General features: G+C 34.5%; 19 protein-coding genes. 2 read left to right on the plus strand and 17 right to left on the minus strand.

The genetic code is table 11. The features are described 5' to 3' along the window. Window positions 1-116 precede the first annotated feature (116 nt). The 7 genes from K345_RS0107895 to K345_RS0107925 all read right to left on the minus strand — a co-directional run bounded on the left by K345_RS0107895 (window position 117) and on the right by K345_RS0107925 (window position 6,595). Window positions 117-668 carry a GNAT family N-acetyltransferase gene (locus K345_RS0107895; RefSeq protein WP_053228145.1) on the minus strand — a complete coding sequence of 184 codons (552 nt, stop codon included), beginning with the start codon at window positions 666-668 and terminating at the stop codon, window positions 117-119. A gap of 140 nt (window positions 669-808) precedes the next feature. Next, window positions 809-1,243, minus strand: coding sequence for an organic hydroperoxide resistance protein (locus tag K345_RS0107900; protein WP_037571599.1), 435 nt, complete (start codon window positions 1,241-1,243; stop codon window positions 809-811). 66 nt (window positions 1,244-1,309) lie between these two features. Then, window positions 1,310-1,747 carry a MarR family winged helix-turn-helix transcriptional regulator gene (locus K345_RS0107905; protein WP_037571601.1) on the minus strand — a complete coding sequence of 146 codons (438 nt, stop codon included), beginning with the start codon at window positions 1,745-1,747 and terminating at the stop codon, window positions 1,310-1,312. Between the two features lie 142 nt (window positions 1,748-1,889). After that, a complete protein-coding gene (locus tag K345_RS0107910; RefSeq protein ID WP_028973699.1) occupies window positions 1,890-2,942 on the minus strand; it encodes a M20/M25/M40 family metallo-hydrolase in 1,053 nt (350 codons plus the stop codon). Continuing rightward, complete coding sequence (gene lysA, locus K345_RS0107915) at window positions 2,939-4,234, minus strand: diaminopimelate decarboxylase (RefSeq protein ID WP_028973700.1); 1,296 nt, start codon at window positions 4,232-4,234, stop codon at window positions 2,939-2,941. The genes K345_RS0107910 and lysA overlap by 4 nt, the downstream gene beginning before the upstream one ends. 2 nt (window positions 4,235-4,236) lie before the next feature. Further along, window positions 4,237-5,373 (minus strand): pyridoxal phosphate-dependent aminotransferase, encoded by a 1,137-nt coding sequence (locus K345_RS0107920; RefSeq protein WP_028973701.1) that lies wholly within the window; start codon window positions 5,371-5,373, stop codon window positions 4,237-4,239. 4 nt (window positions 5,374-5,377) lie between these two features. Continuing rightward, window positions 5,378-6,595, minus strand: a complete 1,218-nt coding sequence (locus K345_RS0107925) for a DUF2322 family protein (RefSeq protein WP_156888346.1) — start codon at window positions 6,593-6,595, stop codon at window positions 5,378-5,380. 70 nt (window positions 6,596-6,665) lie between these two features. On the opposite strand from K345_RS0107925, the gene K345_RS20245 reads away from it, so the two are divergent. Further along, the gene (locus K345_RS20245; RefSeq protein WP_169714784.1) at window positions 6,666-7,256 is read left to right on the plus strand and encodes a Crp/Fnr family transcriptional regulator; all 591 of its coding nucleotides are present in this window, start codon (window positions 6,666-6,668) and stop codon (window positions 7,254-7,256) included. A gap of 567 nt (window positions 7,257-7,823) precedes the next feature. On the opposite strand, the gene map is transcribed toward K345_RS20245, so the two are convergent. Beyond that, entirely contained in the window at window positions 7,824-8,582 is a 759-nt protein-coding gene (gene map, locus K345_RS0107950; protein ID WP_028973704.1) for a type I methionyl aminopeptidase, read from the minus strand. A 98-nt stretch (window positions 8,583-8,680) separates the two neighbouring features. Here map and K345_RS0107955 point away from each other — a divergent pair, with 98 nt between their 5' ends. Further along, window positions 8,681-9,124: a DUF6882 domain-containing protein gene (locus tag K345_RS0107955; protein ID WP_028973705.1), complete on the plus strand. Its 444-nt coding sequence runs from the start codon at window positions 8,681-8,683 to the stop codon at window positions 9,122-9,124. A 2-nt stretch (window positions 9,125-9,126) separates the two neighbouring features. Here K345_RS0107955 and K345_RS0107960 read toward each other — a convergent pair whose 3' ends face one another. The 9 genes from K345_RS0107960 to K345_RS0108000 all read right to left on the minus strand — a co-directional run bounded on the left by K345_RS0107960 (window position 9,127) and on the right by K345_RS0108000 (window position 16,621). Further along, the gene (locus K345_RS0107960) at window positions 9,127-10,107 is read right to left on the minus strand and encodes a hypothetical protein (protein WP_028973706.1); all 981 of its coding nucleotides are present in this window, start codon (window positions 10,105-10,107) and stop codon (window positions 9,127-9,129) included. Continuing rightward, entirely contained in the window at window positions 10,101-10,832 is a 732-nt protein-coding gene (locus K345_RS0107965; RefSeq protein WP_037571604.1) for an outer membrane lipoprotein-sorting protein, read from the minus strand. The genes K345_RS0107960 and K345_RS0107965 overlap by 7 nt, the downstream gene beginning before the upstream one ends. A gap of 11 nt (window positions 10,833-10,843) precedes the next feature. After that, window positions 10,844-12,079, minus strand: a complete 1,236-nt coding sequence (locus tag K345_RS0107970; protein ID WP_028973708.1) for an ABC transporter permease — start codon at window positions 12,077-12,079, stop codon at window positions 10,844-10,846. Window positions 12,080-12,088: 9 nt separating this feature from the next. Further along, a complete protein-coding gene (locus K345_RS0107975; protein ID WP_053228147.1) occupies window positions 12,089-13,339 on the minus strand; it encodes an ABC transporter permease in 1,251 nt (416 codons plus the stop codon). Next, window positions 13,317-14,012, minus strand: coding sequence for an ABC transporter ATP-binding protein (locus tag K345_RS0107980; RefSeq protein ID WP_028973710.1), 696 nt, complete (start codon window positions 14,010-14,012; stop codon window positions 13,317-13,319). The genes K345_RS0107975 and K345_RS0107980 overlap by 23 nt, the downstream gene beginning before the upstream one ends. 101 nt (window positions 14,013-14,113) lie before the next feature. Next, window positions 14,114-14,323, minus strand: coding sequence for an FmdB family zinc ribbon protein (locus K345_RS20250; protein ID WP_037571606.1), 210 nt, complete (start codon window positions 14,321-14,323; stop codon window positions 14,114-14,116). Window positions 14,324-14,385: 62 nt separating this feature from the next. After that, on the minus strand, window positions 14,386-15,159 hold the full coding sequence (hisF, locus tag K345_RS0107990; RefSeq protein ID WP_028973711.1) for an imidazole glycerol phosphate synthase subunit HisF: 774 nt from the start codon (window positions 15,157-15,159) through the stop codon (window positions 14,386-14,388). After that, window positions 15,159-15,770 carry an imidazole glycerol phosphate synthase subunit HisH gene (hisH, locus tag K345_RS0107995; protein ID WP_028973712.1) on the minus strand — a complete coding sequence of 204 codons (612 nt, stop codon included), beginning with the start codon at window positions 15,768-15,770 and terminating at the stop codon, window positions 15,159-15,161. The genes hisF and hisH overlap by 1 nt, the downstream gene beginning before the upstream one ends. A gap of 11 nt (window positions 15,771-15,781) precedes the next feature. Next, a complete protein-coding gene (locus K345_RS0108000) occupies window positions 15,782-16,621 on the minus strand; it encodes a hypothetical protein (RefSeq protein WP_028973713.1) in 840 nt (279 codons plus the stop codon). Window position 16,622 lies beyond the last annotated feature (1 nt).

Below are 16,622 nucleotides of genomic sequence, written 5' to 3' on the forward strand. Positions count from 1 at the left end.
TCCTCAGTGAGCTTTAGAGAATTCCTCAGTGAGCTTTAGAGAATTCCTCAGTGAGCTTTAGAGAATTCCTCAGTGAGCTTTAGAGAATTCCTCAGCGAGCTTTAGAGAATTCCTCCCTAGCCCTCTGCCAGCTTTGAATAAACTTCAAGATCATTATACATGTCATTATATTTAGCTGATTCTCTCTGTATTCCTTCATAGTAATAGTTCAGTCGCTTTGGTATTGAATTAGATTTTGAATTTGCGGGATCACATAAAATATACAATCTATGAAACCCCATGGAAAACAAAGTTTTTTCAAGAATAGTTAAAGACTCTATAATATAACCTCTACCTTCAAATTCAGAAAAAATAAGATAACCTATTTCGCAACAGTCATTTACCGTGTCAAAATTAAAAGCTCCGATATTCCCAATATATTGATTTGTTTCCTTTAAATATATGGCATATTGACAAGCGGTAAAGGAAGCCCAGCTATCTAGACAATATTTGATGAACATCTCTTCATCTTCGACTTTTTCAATTTTTTTTGGCCATGGTAGAAATTTACTTAACCTTTCGCGGTCCCTAACAACTAATTCATACATTAACTTTGCATTATTAATATCATGTTTCTTAAGAAGAACACGTGTTCCTTCCAAACATTCAGGGATTTCTGAAATCTCCACAACTCACCCTCTATGTATTTTTATACTATTGTATTTCTTTTACAGTAATACAACAATACTCATAATGAAGGAGTTTTTATCCCTAAATAAGAATAAGCCTACAAGTATTTAGGTTACTTGTAGGCTTCTCCATTGGTATTTTAATCCTCTGCAATACTAATATTAACTTGAATATTATCTCGAGTTGCAATGGAATAAGGACATACCTGATGAGCCATTTCTACTAGAGATTGTGCTTGATCTGTTTCAATACCAGATAAACTAACTTCTAAATCTACCTGTATGGCAAAACCTGCACCTGCTGGCCCAATTCCAACAGTTCCTTTTACATTGGCATCAGCTGGAACATTTACTTTATTCTTTGCTGCAACAAGTTTTAGAGCACTTAAGAAACAAGCAGAATATCCTGCGGCAAATAGTTGTTCAGGGTTCGTAGCTTCTCCCCCCGGTCCACCTAATTCCTTAGGTGTTGATAATGCTACATTTAAAATAGAATCAGTTGTAAAAACCTTACCATCACGACCTCCAGTAGCTATGGCTGATGTTGTGTATAACACTTTACTTGGTCTTATCATCTCTTACTCCTTTTACTTGTATCGCCCAGTATTATATAGCGCGCTACATATATGATAAAATTAAAATTACACATAGTCTAATAAATGATCTCTCAAGTCATTTAATCGTTTTAATAGTTCTTTATATTCTTCTAGTGTACATCCAGCAGCTTCTGCTACTTTGGGAGGTATTTTGAGAGCTTCATCATGAAGCTTTTCTCCTTTAATGGTTAGATATACTTCCATGTTACGTTCATCACTCAGAGATCTCTTCCGTACAATAAAATCCATTGATTCAAGCCTTTTCAACAATGGTGTCAATGTCGCAGAGTCTAGAAATAATTGCTTACCTATGTAGTTAATGCCTACACCTTGTTTTTTCCAAAGTACTTGTAGAACCAGATATTGAGGATAAGTAATACCCATAGATTTTAATATATTTCTATATACTTTACTCATCGCCAGTTGTGTTGAATAAAGAGAAAAACATAAGTGTTTATCAATTGGTGGTAACTTATCCTTCATAATACATAATATACATAGCGCACTATTAAATGGCAAGCTATATATCAGAAAAAGACTAATTAACTATCTTTTTTACTTATTATAGTAATAGATCGTGGTAAATATTAGACATGTAATCCATTTGTTCATGAGCACCTATCTCCTAAAGATGTAAAATGATATTAGAATAGTAGTCACTTAGCTCTTGAATTCTTATTCTTTCATCGGGTTTGTGAGCATTTTTAATAGAACCAGGTCCATAATTGACAGCCGGAATTCCTGCATTATTTAACTGAGCAATATCGGTCCATGCCTGCATGACTTCTTTTTTAATATGAGGTAATAGATACTCCTTACTATTGTCACCAGCATAACAGGAAGGAGAGTTATCAATAACTTCGATATTCTCCTCGCTAATATAGCTCAATAAAATATCCATAGCTTCTTCTGAATTTAATTTTGGGCTGAACCTGTAGTTTATTAAAAGCTCAATTTGAGAGGGTATTACATTAAAGGCATTAGAAGTATTAAAAGTAGTAACATTAACAGTTTGATAAAAAGGATATCCAGAAATATTATCATCCTGATTTATTTCAGCATCCATCCTGGTTATAGCATCACATACTTGAAGTGCTTCAATCATTGCGCTTTTTCCAGTCCGTGGATTAGCGCTATGAGCAGATACACCCGTTATCGTTTTTTTGACTGTTAGAGATCCTAAACATGCCACTGAATATAAGCCTTCAGTCGGTTCCAATACATAGGCAAAATCAATATCTGAAATAAGGCTTTTATCTAGCAGAAGATTAATTCCATTAGGTAATGGACCTTCTTCACCCTCATAGAAAACAAAAGAGACATTGTGTTTAAGATCAAAGAATTTCGATTCAATATCATCAATCATTTTGAGCATTACTGCTAATCCAGCCTTCATATCACAAGCACCTCGGCCATAGATATATCCCGCTTCCTCATAAGCTTCAGTTGTACTATCCTCGACTGGAACCGTGTCTATATGACCAATGAAAGCTATATGACTATCAGCATTGGCATTAATTTTGTAAACGATAGAATTGTGAACTCTAACCATGTCACCGGAATAGGAAGAGAGTAACAGCTCAATGCTATCAGCGAAGACCTTCTCCTCCCCTGTTACACTCTGAAAGCTTATCAATGACTTTAGGACATCAGGTAGTGTCTCTTTTAAATTAATCATTCAAGATCATCCGGAACAGGCATTAAATCAATAACATCTTTTATAGCAATCTTAGGGCGAACAGTTAGGTATTTATCTTTATAGACTAATACTTCTGGTGCGACATCATGACTAAGAAAAAGGGGCATACTTTCGGTATAACCGTAGGCACCAGAACAGAACACACCGATAAAATCTCCCTGTTGACTTTCTACAGGTAAGGGGATGTCTTTACCAAGAAAATCTACGGAAGTACAGAGACTACCACCAACATCAAAGGGGATAAGATTTTTTTGCCTACGAGAGATATTGAATGTAGGATGAGCAGTTCCTATAAGGGCTGGTCTCAACAGGTGCTGAGCACCTCCATCTACAAGCACATATTCCCTACCACGGGAGTTCTTTCTATCAATAATTTTTGAGATATACACACCACTCTGCCCCACTAAATATCGTCCAGGCTCTGCAATAAGTCTTGTATTATTTTCTTTAATAAAAGGATAATTCTCAATTAATTCTAGTATCTTCTCATTAATACCTTCAATATTTAAACCTTCATCATCATCAGAATAGGGAATACCAATACCGCCACCAAAATCAATGGATAAAACTTTAAAGTGCTTATCATTAATCTCTGAAGCTAATCGAAAACAATTAGTAAGGTTACTTAGAAATCCTTCACTATCTTGGATCCCGGTTCCCGCAAATATATGAATACCCTGAAGACGAATATGCTTTAATTCACTGACATTATTAATAGTGATATCTATAGCCTCTGAATCAATACCAAACTTCTTTGATCCACCACCCATATTAACAGCAGCACCTGCTACTTCAAATTCTGGATTGATACGTAACTCTATATCCATGACCTTATTTTGCTCAGTGGCAATTTTGTTTATACGCTGAATCTCTCCAATGCTTTCTGCATTGATGGCATAAATTCCCATTCCTATCGCTTTACGAATATCTTCATCAGTCTTGGAAGGTCCAGCAAAAACGATATTCCTCGGATTAACACCCAGCTTTTCACATGCATATAACTCACCTTCAGAGGCGACCTCTATACCTGCACCCAAATTAGTTAAGTGCCTAACTATAGACAAATTGGGATTTGCTTTCATAGCATAAAAAATGTCCACTTCATCAGGCATATTCTGTCTTAAATAGGTATACTTATCGGTTATAGTATTTAAATCGTATATAAATAAAGGAGAACTTACTGTATCAATAATGTCATCTACTTTGACTCCAGATACAAAAAGTTGATCATCGATCATTTTAAAATGTTGACTAATGTCTTCAATATTCATAATTATTTCCAATTAGCAAAAAATTTTTGTATTTGTTTACAAGCTTCAATTAGCTTCGCCATATCTGTAGCATATGATATGCGTAGATGACTATCACCCCGCTTACCAAAGGCAATGCCAGGTATTGTTAAAACATTGACTTGATCTAACATTTTATGTGCGACATCAGTAGAAGACCCATAATAAGAAATATCAGGAAAGATATAAAAGGCCCCTTGAGGTTTTTCAACATTAACATGGGGAATCTCTTTAAGTGATTTATATATATATTCACTTTTTTCTTCTAGATTAACACAAATTCTCTGGACAAAATCATCTGTAGAACCATTCAAAGAAGCAATAGCTGCGTGTTGGGATATTGAAGAAGCACAGGTGGCCACATATTGATTAGTTATTATCATATTAGTTGCTATAGATGTAGGACTAATAGTCCAACCAATCCTAAGTCCTGTGGCGGCTGCCCTTTTTGAGATACCATCCACAACAATAACTTTATCTGTATATGCTAATGGAGTATCAGGTCTTGAATGGGAGAAATACAAATCGCTATATATTTCATCAGATATTATATAAATATCATTTTTATCTACAATATTAGCCAACGCTTTGATATCACTACTTGGTAAAATGGATCCCGTAGGATTATTAGGGCTATTAATAACAATAAACTTAACGGCTTCTGTTAATTTTGAATTGAGATCTTCAAAATCAATAGAGAAGTCTTCATTTAGTCTATAAGTTACAGTCTTGGCTCCTTGTAATTGGGTAATTGTTTGGTACACAGAAAAGGCTATATCAGGGATTAGGACAACATCTTGTGGTTCTAAATAAGTAAAAAAGATGTTCCAAAGAGCACCTTCAGCACCATTAGTGATAACAACCTGATCAATGCTGACACTTTTATTTGCTTTTTTTGAATGGTGGTAAGCAACCAATTCTCTTAACTCCAAAAGACCTTGATTAGAGGTATAACGAGTTTGATTATCTTGAAAGGCTGCTATTCCCTTGTTCATTACTGAAGCAGGAAGATTTTCGGGAAGTTGTCCTATACCCAGATTTATAGTGTCTGATTTAGCCAAACTATTCATTTGACGAATGAGAGATAGTTCAACTCCTGAGAAAGTACTCTTTGTATTCACTTAATTATCCTCTTAATGCCTCTTCAAGGGCATAAGCTCTCTGACTAGTTGAGGATATATACTTGGCTATCATAGGAGTAAGTTTGAAAGTTCCACCACTAGAGAGAGACATAGAAGGAATAACCAGAGCTCCAGAAGGAACTTCAGGACCATAGGAGGAATCCTTAGGGATTATCACTCTGCCTGTGCTATAAGTCTTAATAGTATCAGTAAGACTATGGGTTATTAATTCAACAGTTCCTTCAGAAGTATAAGCAACATTATTGAGGGGATCTAATATGGGGGTTGCTTTAGATATATGAACACCGGGAGCTAAGGTAACAAGATCACCTAGACGTGCTCCTTGGGTTACACCAGAACCTTCTCCCATAAGAACATTATCACCCAAAATTACGGGTGTAGCCTCTATAGGATCTAGGACTCCACCGATGATAGCCCCTGCACTAATATGACTGTCCCTTCCAATCTGACAACAACTACCAGCCAAATTTTCTACCATTGTACCTGCACCAACATGGGCACCGACATTGGCATAAGCTGGTGGCATAAAGACACAACCTGCTCCAGCGAATGCACCCCTTCGCAATCCTGCAGCAGGAGGTACAACTCGAAAACCTTCTTTACCTGTGAGTTTTCTCACAGGAAAGGTTTCTTTATCAGTAAAACAAATATCGTTACTGCCACTGTAAACGGTTATTTGTCCCAATGGGAAACCTAACATAATCCCATTTTTGACCCAGTGATTAGCATCCCAACTTCCATTTACAATTTGAGCTGTTCGTAAAACACCTGTTTCCAAGAGATCCATCACTTCATTAAAAGTTTCAAGGGCTGCTTTCTTTTCATCCATTAGGCGTCCGGATTTTTTTAGTTCTGTAAACTTCTCAACCCTGGATACAAGGTTTTCTGGGACTTTATAATGAACAACAGCTTTCACATATTCTTCATCTTTAATTTGTAGTAAAGTATCAATTGAAGGGTGTTTTCCAGGATTTGATTTAGCATCTTCTACATGCTCACAAAAATATTCTAACCCTTGATTCGATAATGATTTACCAATATTACCATTATCAAAATCAACTAAATTTGCAAATACAGTCAAACTTCCAGTGCTATCTTGTTGATTTTTAATGGTTTGTATAACTTTTCCCTGTTTAAGGATGTCTATTTGTGCTATTTTATCAGCAGATTTAAGATCTTTAAGTTTCTCTTCAAATTTCATGGCTCTATGATAGGTAAACAAGCGTTTAGAGTCAATAATTTGCAACAGAAGAAGGAAAATGAATTCCCTTATGATTGATAACTTTATAATAACTCTCGAGAAATTAAACACTATTCACACTTTAACAAAATCACAGGAATCTCATATCTGTTCTTTATTTCACAATAAGAAACTTTTCAAAGGAGAATATTTAGTATTTGCTGGTGAGGAATCGGACCTCATTGGATATATGATTAAGGGCAACCTAAGATATTATTACTTAGATGAAACGGGAAAAGAATACACGAAATATTTTTGTCAGAAAGGTCATTTTGTTTCTTCCTACGTATCTGTCATAAAAGGAGAACCCTCCTCTTATTCGATTCAAGCTTTAACGGATATAGAAATTGTAATCTTTTCCTATCGAAAATGGACAGAACTTATGTTAAAGGACAAAACATGGGCTTATATTGCTCTTAAGATTTTAGAGGAATCCCAAATTATAGGAGAAGCAAGAGAACGTTCTCTCGTTCTTAATAGTGCAACAGAACGTTATGAACAACTTATTGACAGCTTTCCCAATATTGAAAAAATTGTCCACCAATATGATATCGCCAATTATCTGGGAATTACCTCTGTGGCTCTTAGTCGAATAAGAAAAAAAATTAAAAACATAACCTAGGTTAAGGAATCCCTTTTTTAACATAGTTAATATCTCCTCATATGGAGATTACTATGAAAGCTATTATTGTGCCCTATAAAGGGCAACTCCATATCACAGAGTCACAAGAATTAGCCCCAAGAAAAAAGGTTATGTAAGAGTAAAAGTTCATTACGCAGGAATTGGTTTTTGCCGACCTAATGTCTATGAAAGGCAATTATCTCTCAGCCCCACCAAAGCCCTTCTCGCCAGAATATGAGTTTTCAGGGGAAATCTGGGAATCTGGAATGGAGATGTTTAAGGAATTAAATCCATAGGGGGTTCATGCGGTATTTGAGTCACGCGTTTCTGAGTCTTTTAGGAAAAGTTGGTCCTTATTGAACAAAAAAGGTTTTCCATTTGTGGAACTCCTGCAATCATCAAAAAAGATCAGTTTTGGTATCAACACAAAAGGAAACAGTTGATTCAATTATACCTATCCCATGATAGATCTCCCCTTTTGTATAAGGAGTATAAATGGAACAATATAGAACAAGCTTTTTCCGAACTTGAAAATAGAAAATCTACAGGTAAAATGGTAATTAAATTTTAGATACCATTAGCCTTCGTCAATATGATTGGTTTACCTTCGGTAACCATAATGGTGTGTTCATGTTGAGCCATGAGCCCACCATTATCACCTACCATTGTCCATCCATCGTTTGTTTCTACAGCATAATGGGATTTAGTGGAGATGAAAGTCTCAATAGCTACTATAGAATTGTTAAGAAAAATCCCCTTTTCTTTATAACTAGGATAATTAAGTATACAATCAGGATCTTCATGTAAACTTAAACCTACACCATGACCACCTAAATTCCGGATTACATAATAGGAATTACGATTGGCAAGAGTTTCAATCGTAAAACCAACAGAAGACAGAGGCTCACCACTTTTTATATTTTCAATTGCTTTGTTTAGTATAATTCGAGATGTTTCTATCAACTTTAGTTTTTTTGTATCGTGAGAGGCAAGAAGAAAGGATTCTCCATTATCGGACCAGTATCCATTTAACTCGACAGATACATCAATATTGATGATATCTCCTTCATTTAGATATTTTTTCTTACTGGGAATACCATGACAGAACTCATTATTAATACTAATACATACATAGCCTGGAAAATCATACGCAAGTTTTGGAGCAGATTTTGCTCCATAAGAATACAGAAGATCCTTAGCTAGCAAATCCAATTCATATGTTGTTTTCCCAGGCTGTGAATAAGCTTTTAGCTCTTTTAAAACTTTAGCGGCTACTTCACTAGATTGAGAGATTCCCTGAAATTGTTCTTCATTAGTTATAATCATTCTAGCTGACCTCTCTTACTTTTACTTAATGCTCTATAGTAATATCTATGTAGCAAGTGTTATATTATAGTAAGAAAACTATTGGAGCTAGCCCCGGTATGAACGAAAATGAATTCCAAAACTATGTAAGTTTATGTTTTGAAGAATTACAGAAGAAGCAAGAAGTATTAGTTAACCAAAATAATTTGTTAGCCTATACAGAGTATGAGTATGATCAGAATCAACAGATAATCCAGTTTTTTAATGAAGGAAGAGTAGAATTGGAGTTTTCTATTGTGTTTATAGGTACTTATGGTAAATATCAAAACTCTTGGTATTGGGCCTGGGCTAATGAAAGTATGAATGAAAAAGTTCGAAAAGTATCAGAGGTATTTAAAAGTTTAGACAGTACTACCAATACCACAGTCTTTGGGCGTCCCCATTTAGAAGCAGACGAACAAATGGCATGGGAATTATCTGCTTTGTCAGTAAAGCACATTGGAGCAAAAGGAATCTATCGTGTTCCAGGGACTGAAAGTGATCTTTTCCTAGCCTTGATGTAGTACTAATAGATAACTTTTACTCCTACTGATACAGACCAGGATCCTATCTCATTACCAACAAATTGACATTGATTATATTCAAGTAAATAAACATTTTGAAATATATTCCAAGATCCTCCTAATATAGATTTTATATCGGATTTTTTATAAATATATACATTACGCCAATATATATTTAGACCACCATTTGAGTAAAGAATATCTCCATAAAATCGAGAAAGATCAAAATTCTCTGGAAAAAGAATACACTCACTACGTAATGAAAGAGCATGGATTTCCCACAAAGACCATTGAGATTGAAGACCTATAGATATAGCAGAATTATTATTAGAAGTGTATGTCCAGTGACTTGCTCCGTAGACTTCCAAGTTTTTTATGGCTGATTGGAAATTAAATGTCACATTAGAATCATTACCATCATACATATAAGCAGTTTCAAAAGTAATAAAAGAAAAACCCATCTGCAACCGCCCACCAGCTCTCGTTTTATCAATAGAATCTGTAGTTTCCTCAGGAGCTATTATAAGGGCTTCAATAAAGGAGAAAGAACCTAAAGGTAAATAGTAGGAATTGAGCCATCTTGTTTGTTTTTTTAATTCTTCCTGTGTCAAATCTGCTTCATCATTTCCAAATATGACATCTCCTGCGTTATAATATTGACCTATACCCCAAGTCGTTCTCGTCTTTCCAAGTGTCAATCTTCCTGTGGGTAATTTGATTTTAGAATAAGCCTTTTTCAATTCTAGTTGTTGAGCGTCATTTTGGAGTTCTCCATGGATCAAAACTTCACTCTTCATATAAGGATTTGTACTTGATTTAAAAGATAAGTCTGCTATTGCTAAGCTAATATAAAAAGGATTATTTTGTTCTTCTCCCCGTAAAACATTATAATAAGAAAGGTCGATAAAGGGATTTACATCTGCGTAAATAAAAGTATTAAACACTAATAAAGAAGTACATAGCAAAACATTTTTTGCTACCATGATAAATGTTCCAAAGTGAAAATTTCATTATCCAATTCACTATTTATGTCTATCGTATCTACTGACATTATGGTTTTAGTGTTTCTTTTTAGTTGATCAACTAATTCACTTTTAATAGGGATGAAATGACCACCCTTCTGGATAACCTCAAGAATATTCATTTTTTTTATCAACCGACCAGACTTTGAGAAATATTCACCTTTCAAAGTAACGTAACGATTAATATCGATCCACACTACCTGTTTAAAATAAGCAACGGACTTATTTTTAGCGATTAATTCTATTTTGTGGCACATATAAGAATCTACTACTTCTTGACCTAATAACCTGGCATCATAGGAATATAAGGTTCCTCTATCAGCCGTGAGGTCTTCGTAAGAAATATCTGATCCAAGTAGACTTTGTTTTAAAGCTGAACCTCTTAAGGTTATTATTTCTTCTGAATCAGGAAAATATAAATATAAAGCATCTTCTGTACGCAATATTTTCTGTCCGTATTCGGCCTTACTCGTAAATTCAATCAAGCTGTCATAATCACCTCTGGTATAGGCAATAAACTCACTATGTCTTGTTCCATATTGGTCAGTAATAGTTAAATTGCCAACCATTTTACTATTAGTAAAAGTTCTATTATCATCCATTTTAGTAATTATAGATTCAACACTTTCTTGCCCAATAGCAGAAGTGGCTATTAATAAATATAGTATTGACAAATATTTTATCATGACATACTCCTTTAATAGGAATTTAGAGCGTCTACCGGCTTGATTTTTAACACTCGCAAAGCCGGTATAGAAGTGCTTATAGACGCTATAAAAAGGGAATAGAAAAAAACAAATATTGTTGAATAAATGCTTACTCGAGGATAAATAATAGACGAAATATCAAAGTCAACACCTTCCATTGCCTCAGATAAATTAATACCAAAATGACCTGTAAAATAAGTGACAGCGCAACCTAATACAGTGCCCGCCATAGCACCGAACAGACTAATGATAAAGGATTCAATATAAACCATGAACAATAGTTGTCTCGAGGTCATTCCAATGGCGCTTAATGTTCCCAGTTCTTTTGTTCTTTCTAAAATCACCATCATTGTTGTATTAATAATTACGGAGGATCCCAGGATAAAAAGTAATAAAGCTATTATATAGTATATTTTTTGGGCTAATAAGATAAATGAATAACTCTCAGACGCTTCTTTCCACAACCTGATATTCAAAGAGACAGAACTTTGAGAATTGGATAATTCTTTAATGTATTGTTGTATCTCAAGAGTCTCCAAGTTTTCAGGCAGCTGCAATAATATCTGATTTACTGAGTTGTTCATTTTTAAGAACTGTTGGGTACTTGCCATTGGCGTTAAAACTAGAGAATTATTTAGTCCAGGAATGGGAAATACGGCTATACCAACAATCTTGAAAGTGTAATAATTAATACCACGAAACATTGTTATGCTATTTAAAGTAATTTTATCACCAATATGTAAATGAGTTTTACGAGCCAGACCTGCACCTATGATAATATCTTTTGAATCTTCTTGAGGGATGGTACTACCTGCGATCAACAAAGAATTTAGCTGTTGAAAATCTTTTTCTAAAGCAAAATTAACACCATACCCCATAATGCTATAATTAATATTATCCTTATAAATAGCTCCTGAATAAGGAATACGTGGACTATAAGATTGAATATCAATATTAGCTTTTAAACTATCTATAATATCTTGATAATTTTCTATTCGAAGATGTAGAGGATGCTGATTAATTCGTTCATGATATTCTTCTTGTTCGATGCTGTAAGAACCAGTTAGAAATCTCCTATTATTATTTTTCATTTCGTCCATCATTCCATTGATCATGGAAAAAGCGAAAACAATAACCGTTGTAGATATAAGTACAGATAGGGAAGATAAGGATGATCTCATCGGATTGCGGGTTATATTACGAATGGCTATTAAACCTAAAGACATATAAAGCTCCTAATCTTTGACAGATAAAGCAATATTACTATGAATGGATTTTAGTGCTGGAAGAATGGCAAAACATATGGACATGAATATCCCACTCAAACCAGATATGATTATAGTCGTAATATTCCAAATCCCCTTAAAGATGACCGAGCGATACCCCATATCAGCTTGGCGAAACATATTTGTAAAATCTAATCCAACTGTCGTTAACTGTATATTTAAGGGAATAAAAAGGATAAACCCCATGATAAACCCCATTAACCCGATAAAAGCGGACTCATAAATAAATAATGCAATAAGAGAACCATGAGAAAAACCAATAGCCTGTAACATTCCTATTTCTTTCTTTCGTTCATAGACAGCCATTAACATAGTATTACTGATTCCCAAAGCTGCAATAATAAATACAAGAAAAAGGTATATCTTACTACCTCCCTTCTTTGCTTGACTCAGAGATATAAAATCACGACCTAGTTCTTTCCAAGTTAAGATTGTATAACCAAATTGGGAGATTAATTTATTAATATCTTCTCCAGGATCTAATCTATCTATTGTTATGCTGGTCAAGGAACTTTCCATGTCCAGATAGTAATTAGCATCTTCTAGATTAATAAGAATAGTAGATCGGTTTATATTGGGATTTGGACTTTTAAAAATACCACTCACGATAACATCTATCGTCTGAGGGATTCCATCTCTAGTATGAGTATAGAGTACAATTGGATATCCTATATCGGCACCAATATCGTCTGCTAGCCAAGAACCTATAACCGCTTCCGATGATTTTCCTGTTAAATAATTACCCTTTACGATGGATTCTTTAAAACCATAAATTTGATTATCCCGTTCATAATCTATTCCCTCAATAATTACGTATTGATTACCATCATTAGGAAAAGGATCTTTATAATAAATAACTTCGGCTCCCGATTTAATTCTTGGAGCATAGGAAATGCGCTCCTTCTTGAGTAAATGAATGATAGTTTCAGACTTATCTACGGCATAACCAAGTGGTAATTCTTCTTTATGCTCCCAATATTCAGGATCTAAAATCTGTGCTAAACCAGTTTCATATTCAATTAAATTTCGTTCTGAGTCTCTATCTGCTCCAATAAACATGGAATCCACATAGAGAAATAGAGATATTCCAAACGCTATAGCACTGACAGTGATAGCCGTTCTTCTTACATATCTTTTAAGATTTTTTAAAGAAAGATTGAGTAGAAATAACTGATGTCTAATAAATATCAGAACTTCCATTTTCCGCCTCCGGAACTATTAATCCATCATGTAAGTTAATAACCTTGTCAGCTCTTTCCATGACCATAAGATCATGGGTACTGAATATAAATGTAGTTTTATATTTTAGATTAATATTTCTCATCAGATCCAAGATTTCTGAACCTGTATTTGAATCCAAATTAGCTGTAGGTTCATCAGCCAAAATGAGAGAAGGTTCTTTCACTAAAGCCCTAGCAATAGCGACTCGCTGTTGTTGCCCTCCTGATAATTGAGAAGGTCTTCTATTCTCTAATCCTTCTAACCCTACTTCCTTTAAAATGGTCATAGTCTTTTCTAGGATTTCTTTTTTTTGAACGTTTTTAAGAGAAAGAGCTATGGAAACATTTTCATAGGCGGTTAATACAGGGATCAAATTAAAGGATTGAAATATAAAACCTAGATTATCACGACGAAAAGCAGTCATTTCTTTCAATGAAAACTTAACAATAGAATTACCATTTATAGTTATCAATCCATCTGTAACTGTATCAATACAGCCAACACAATTTAATAATGTAGTTTTGCCTGATCCTGAAGGCCCTGCTATAGAGATAAATGATCCTCTGGGGATATCCAGGGATATTCCCTTCAAAGCATGTACAGAAATATCTCCTGATTGGTAATTTTTAATAACATCTCTTATATGAATCATAACGAGACTCTCACTGTTGTACTAGGATAATTTCAATTATGAAACAGGTTATACTGAAATACAACTTCCATTTTTAACTATAAAAAAATAAAGGGTTCATCCTAAGAAGATGAACCCTCTTTTTTTGATCCGGCTTTTTTACTGTCGGTCACATAAAATCCACTACCCTTAAAAATAAGTCCCGATCCCCCTCCAATTAATCGTTTAACTGGATTATTACAGGTAGGACAAAGGGTAAGAGGATCATCAGACATACTTTGAAAGTATTCAAAATTTCCACACTCTGGACATTCATAATCATAGGTGGGCATTGAATAATCCTCCCTTATTAATGTGAAGTAATATATTGTTTTTTTACTGAAATGACAATATTCTAATAACCATCTATCCGTACTGAGACATCATGTTCATTAAGATAGTTCTTAATTGTAGGAATGCTATATTCATTATAGTGAACCATACTAGCAACTAAGGCCGCATCAGCTTTGCCTTCTGTTAAAATTTCTCGTAAATGCTCAGGCTTACCGGCCCCACCAGAAGCAACAACAGGTATACCGACATTCTCACTTATCATTCGTGTTAAATTAACTTCATATCCTGATTTTGTGCCATCAGCATCAATAGAGTTTAGAACTATTTCTCCAGCACCAAGAGATTCCGCATGTTTAGCCCAAGCTAAAGCATCCCATTTGGTTTGTGTCCGTCCTCCATTAATGACAACTCTGTATCCACTAGGCATACTAGTGTCTCTTAAGGCATCCATACCAAGAACTATACATTGTGCTCCAAATAAGTTGGCACCCTGCTCAATAATAGTAGGATTTTTTACAGCTTGAGAATTCAAACTAACTTTCTCAGCTCCTGCACCAATAACTTTTTTGATATCTTCAAGACTTCCTAAACCACCCCCAACACAGAAAGGAATAAATATTTCTTTAGCCACCTTAGACACTACATCAAGCATTATTCCTCTTTTTTCATTAGAAGCAGTTATATCATAGAAAACTAGTTCATCAATGCCTTCTTTATAATATTTAGCAGCCATCTCTACGGGATCACCAATATCAATATTTCCTTGGAATTTAATTCCCTTTGTTGTTTTCCCATTTCGTACATCTAAACAAACGACAATTCTTTTTTTAAACATTAGGATACCCGTTCTATAAAATTTTTTAGTAAACGAAGTCCAAGAGGTCCAGATTTTTCTGGGTGAAACTGTGTTGCTACCAAATTGTCCTTAATTAAACCACAGACAAAGGGCTCACTATAAATACTTTCTGCCAGTATATTTTGGGGATTAGTAGGTTTTGTGTAATAGGAATGTACAAAGAAAAAAGAACTATTTTGAGGAATTCCATAAAATAATTCATGATCTTTATCCCATTTAACAGAGTTCCAACCAATTTGAGGAACTTTAAAGCCTTCTTTTTTTTGAAATTTTATAGCTTTACCAGGTATCAAACCAAGACATTTTGTTTGTCTCTCATCGGAAGAATCAAGAAGGATCTGGGAACCAATACAGATACCGAGAATGGGCTTTCCAATCTTGTGAGAGTTAGTAATAAACTCATCCATACCTCTTGATCTTAAATTCTCCATAGCACTCTTTGCTTCCCCAACACCCGGGAAAATAATCTTATCCACTTGAGATAATTCTTCTGGTTTGTCACTAATTAAGAAATCAACACCTAAATGCTGGAGGGCTGTCTCTACACTTTTTAAATTTCCTGCATCATAATCAATTACTCCGATGCGCATTATCCCCCTCCTTATTGTTTGAATAAACTATCTGTTATTGTAATGAAATCAATATCAACACCAGCAATGATAAGAAAGTTATCCTTTACACTGTATTTAATACCTTCTTCACTTACTTTAGCAAAATTAAAGAGTTCTAGTATACTAGGCAAGGCAATACGCGCCAGTGTTTTTGCACCACTAGCCTGTTTTTCTGTCTTAAACTCTATCCATATGGACTGAGTAGTAGGCATGGCTAGACCATTACCAAAGGCACCAAAAGACACACTATTATTAAAAAGTGGCATCATACCTAAAGAGCCAATAATAGAATCTACATTATACTGTAAAATCCACTTAGCATTTTCAACACCCAATCCCACTGGAGTATGTGCTTCCACTAGTAGTCCTGTTTGTGCAAACTTATAACTAACATCGTTAGAAACAATAAGATTTCTATTATTTATACGTTTTAGATAAAGCTTGGAATTCTCATTGTACCAAAGATTATTATCAGTTTTTGACCACTGACTATCCCAAAATAATAACCAGGATAAGGCCCAGCCAGGATAATTACCTAATAATTGCATCTCCCATCGACCTTGTTGATAATACATCCTAACATTATTAGTTCTCTTAATTACTTTATTTATGTCAGACCCAGCGAAAAGTTCAGTAATTGTATCTCTGTCCCCATCAATATCTATGAATACATTAGATTCATAGTTAGAAGGACTTAATAGAAAGGAGTTAGTTTCTGTATGGTTTACTTTCAGTTCTGAATTGTTACCCACAGAAGTACAGCTATTTAAAAGTAAAATAGTTATAGCGACCAGAATGATTTCTGATCGCTTTATGTTTTTTCTTAACACA

It is taken from the genome of Spirochaeta cellobiosiphila DSM 17781 (genome assembly GCF_000426705.1).
GTDB classification, from domain to species: Bacteria; Spirochaetota; Spirochaetia; order DSM-17781; family DSM-17781; genus Spirochaeta_E; species Spirochaeta_E cellobiosiphila.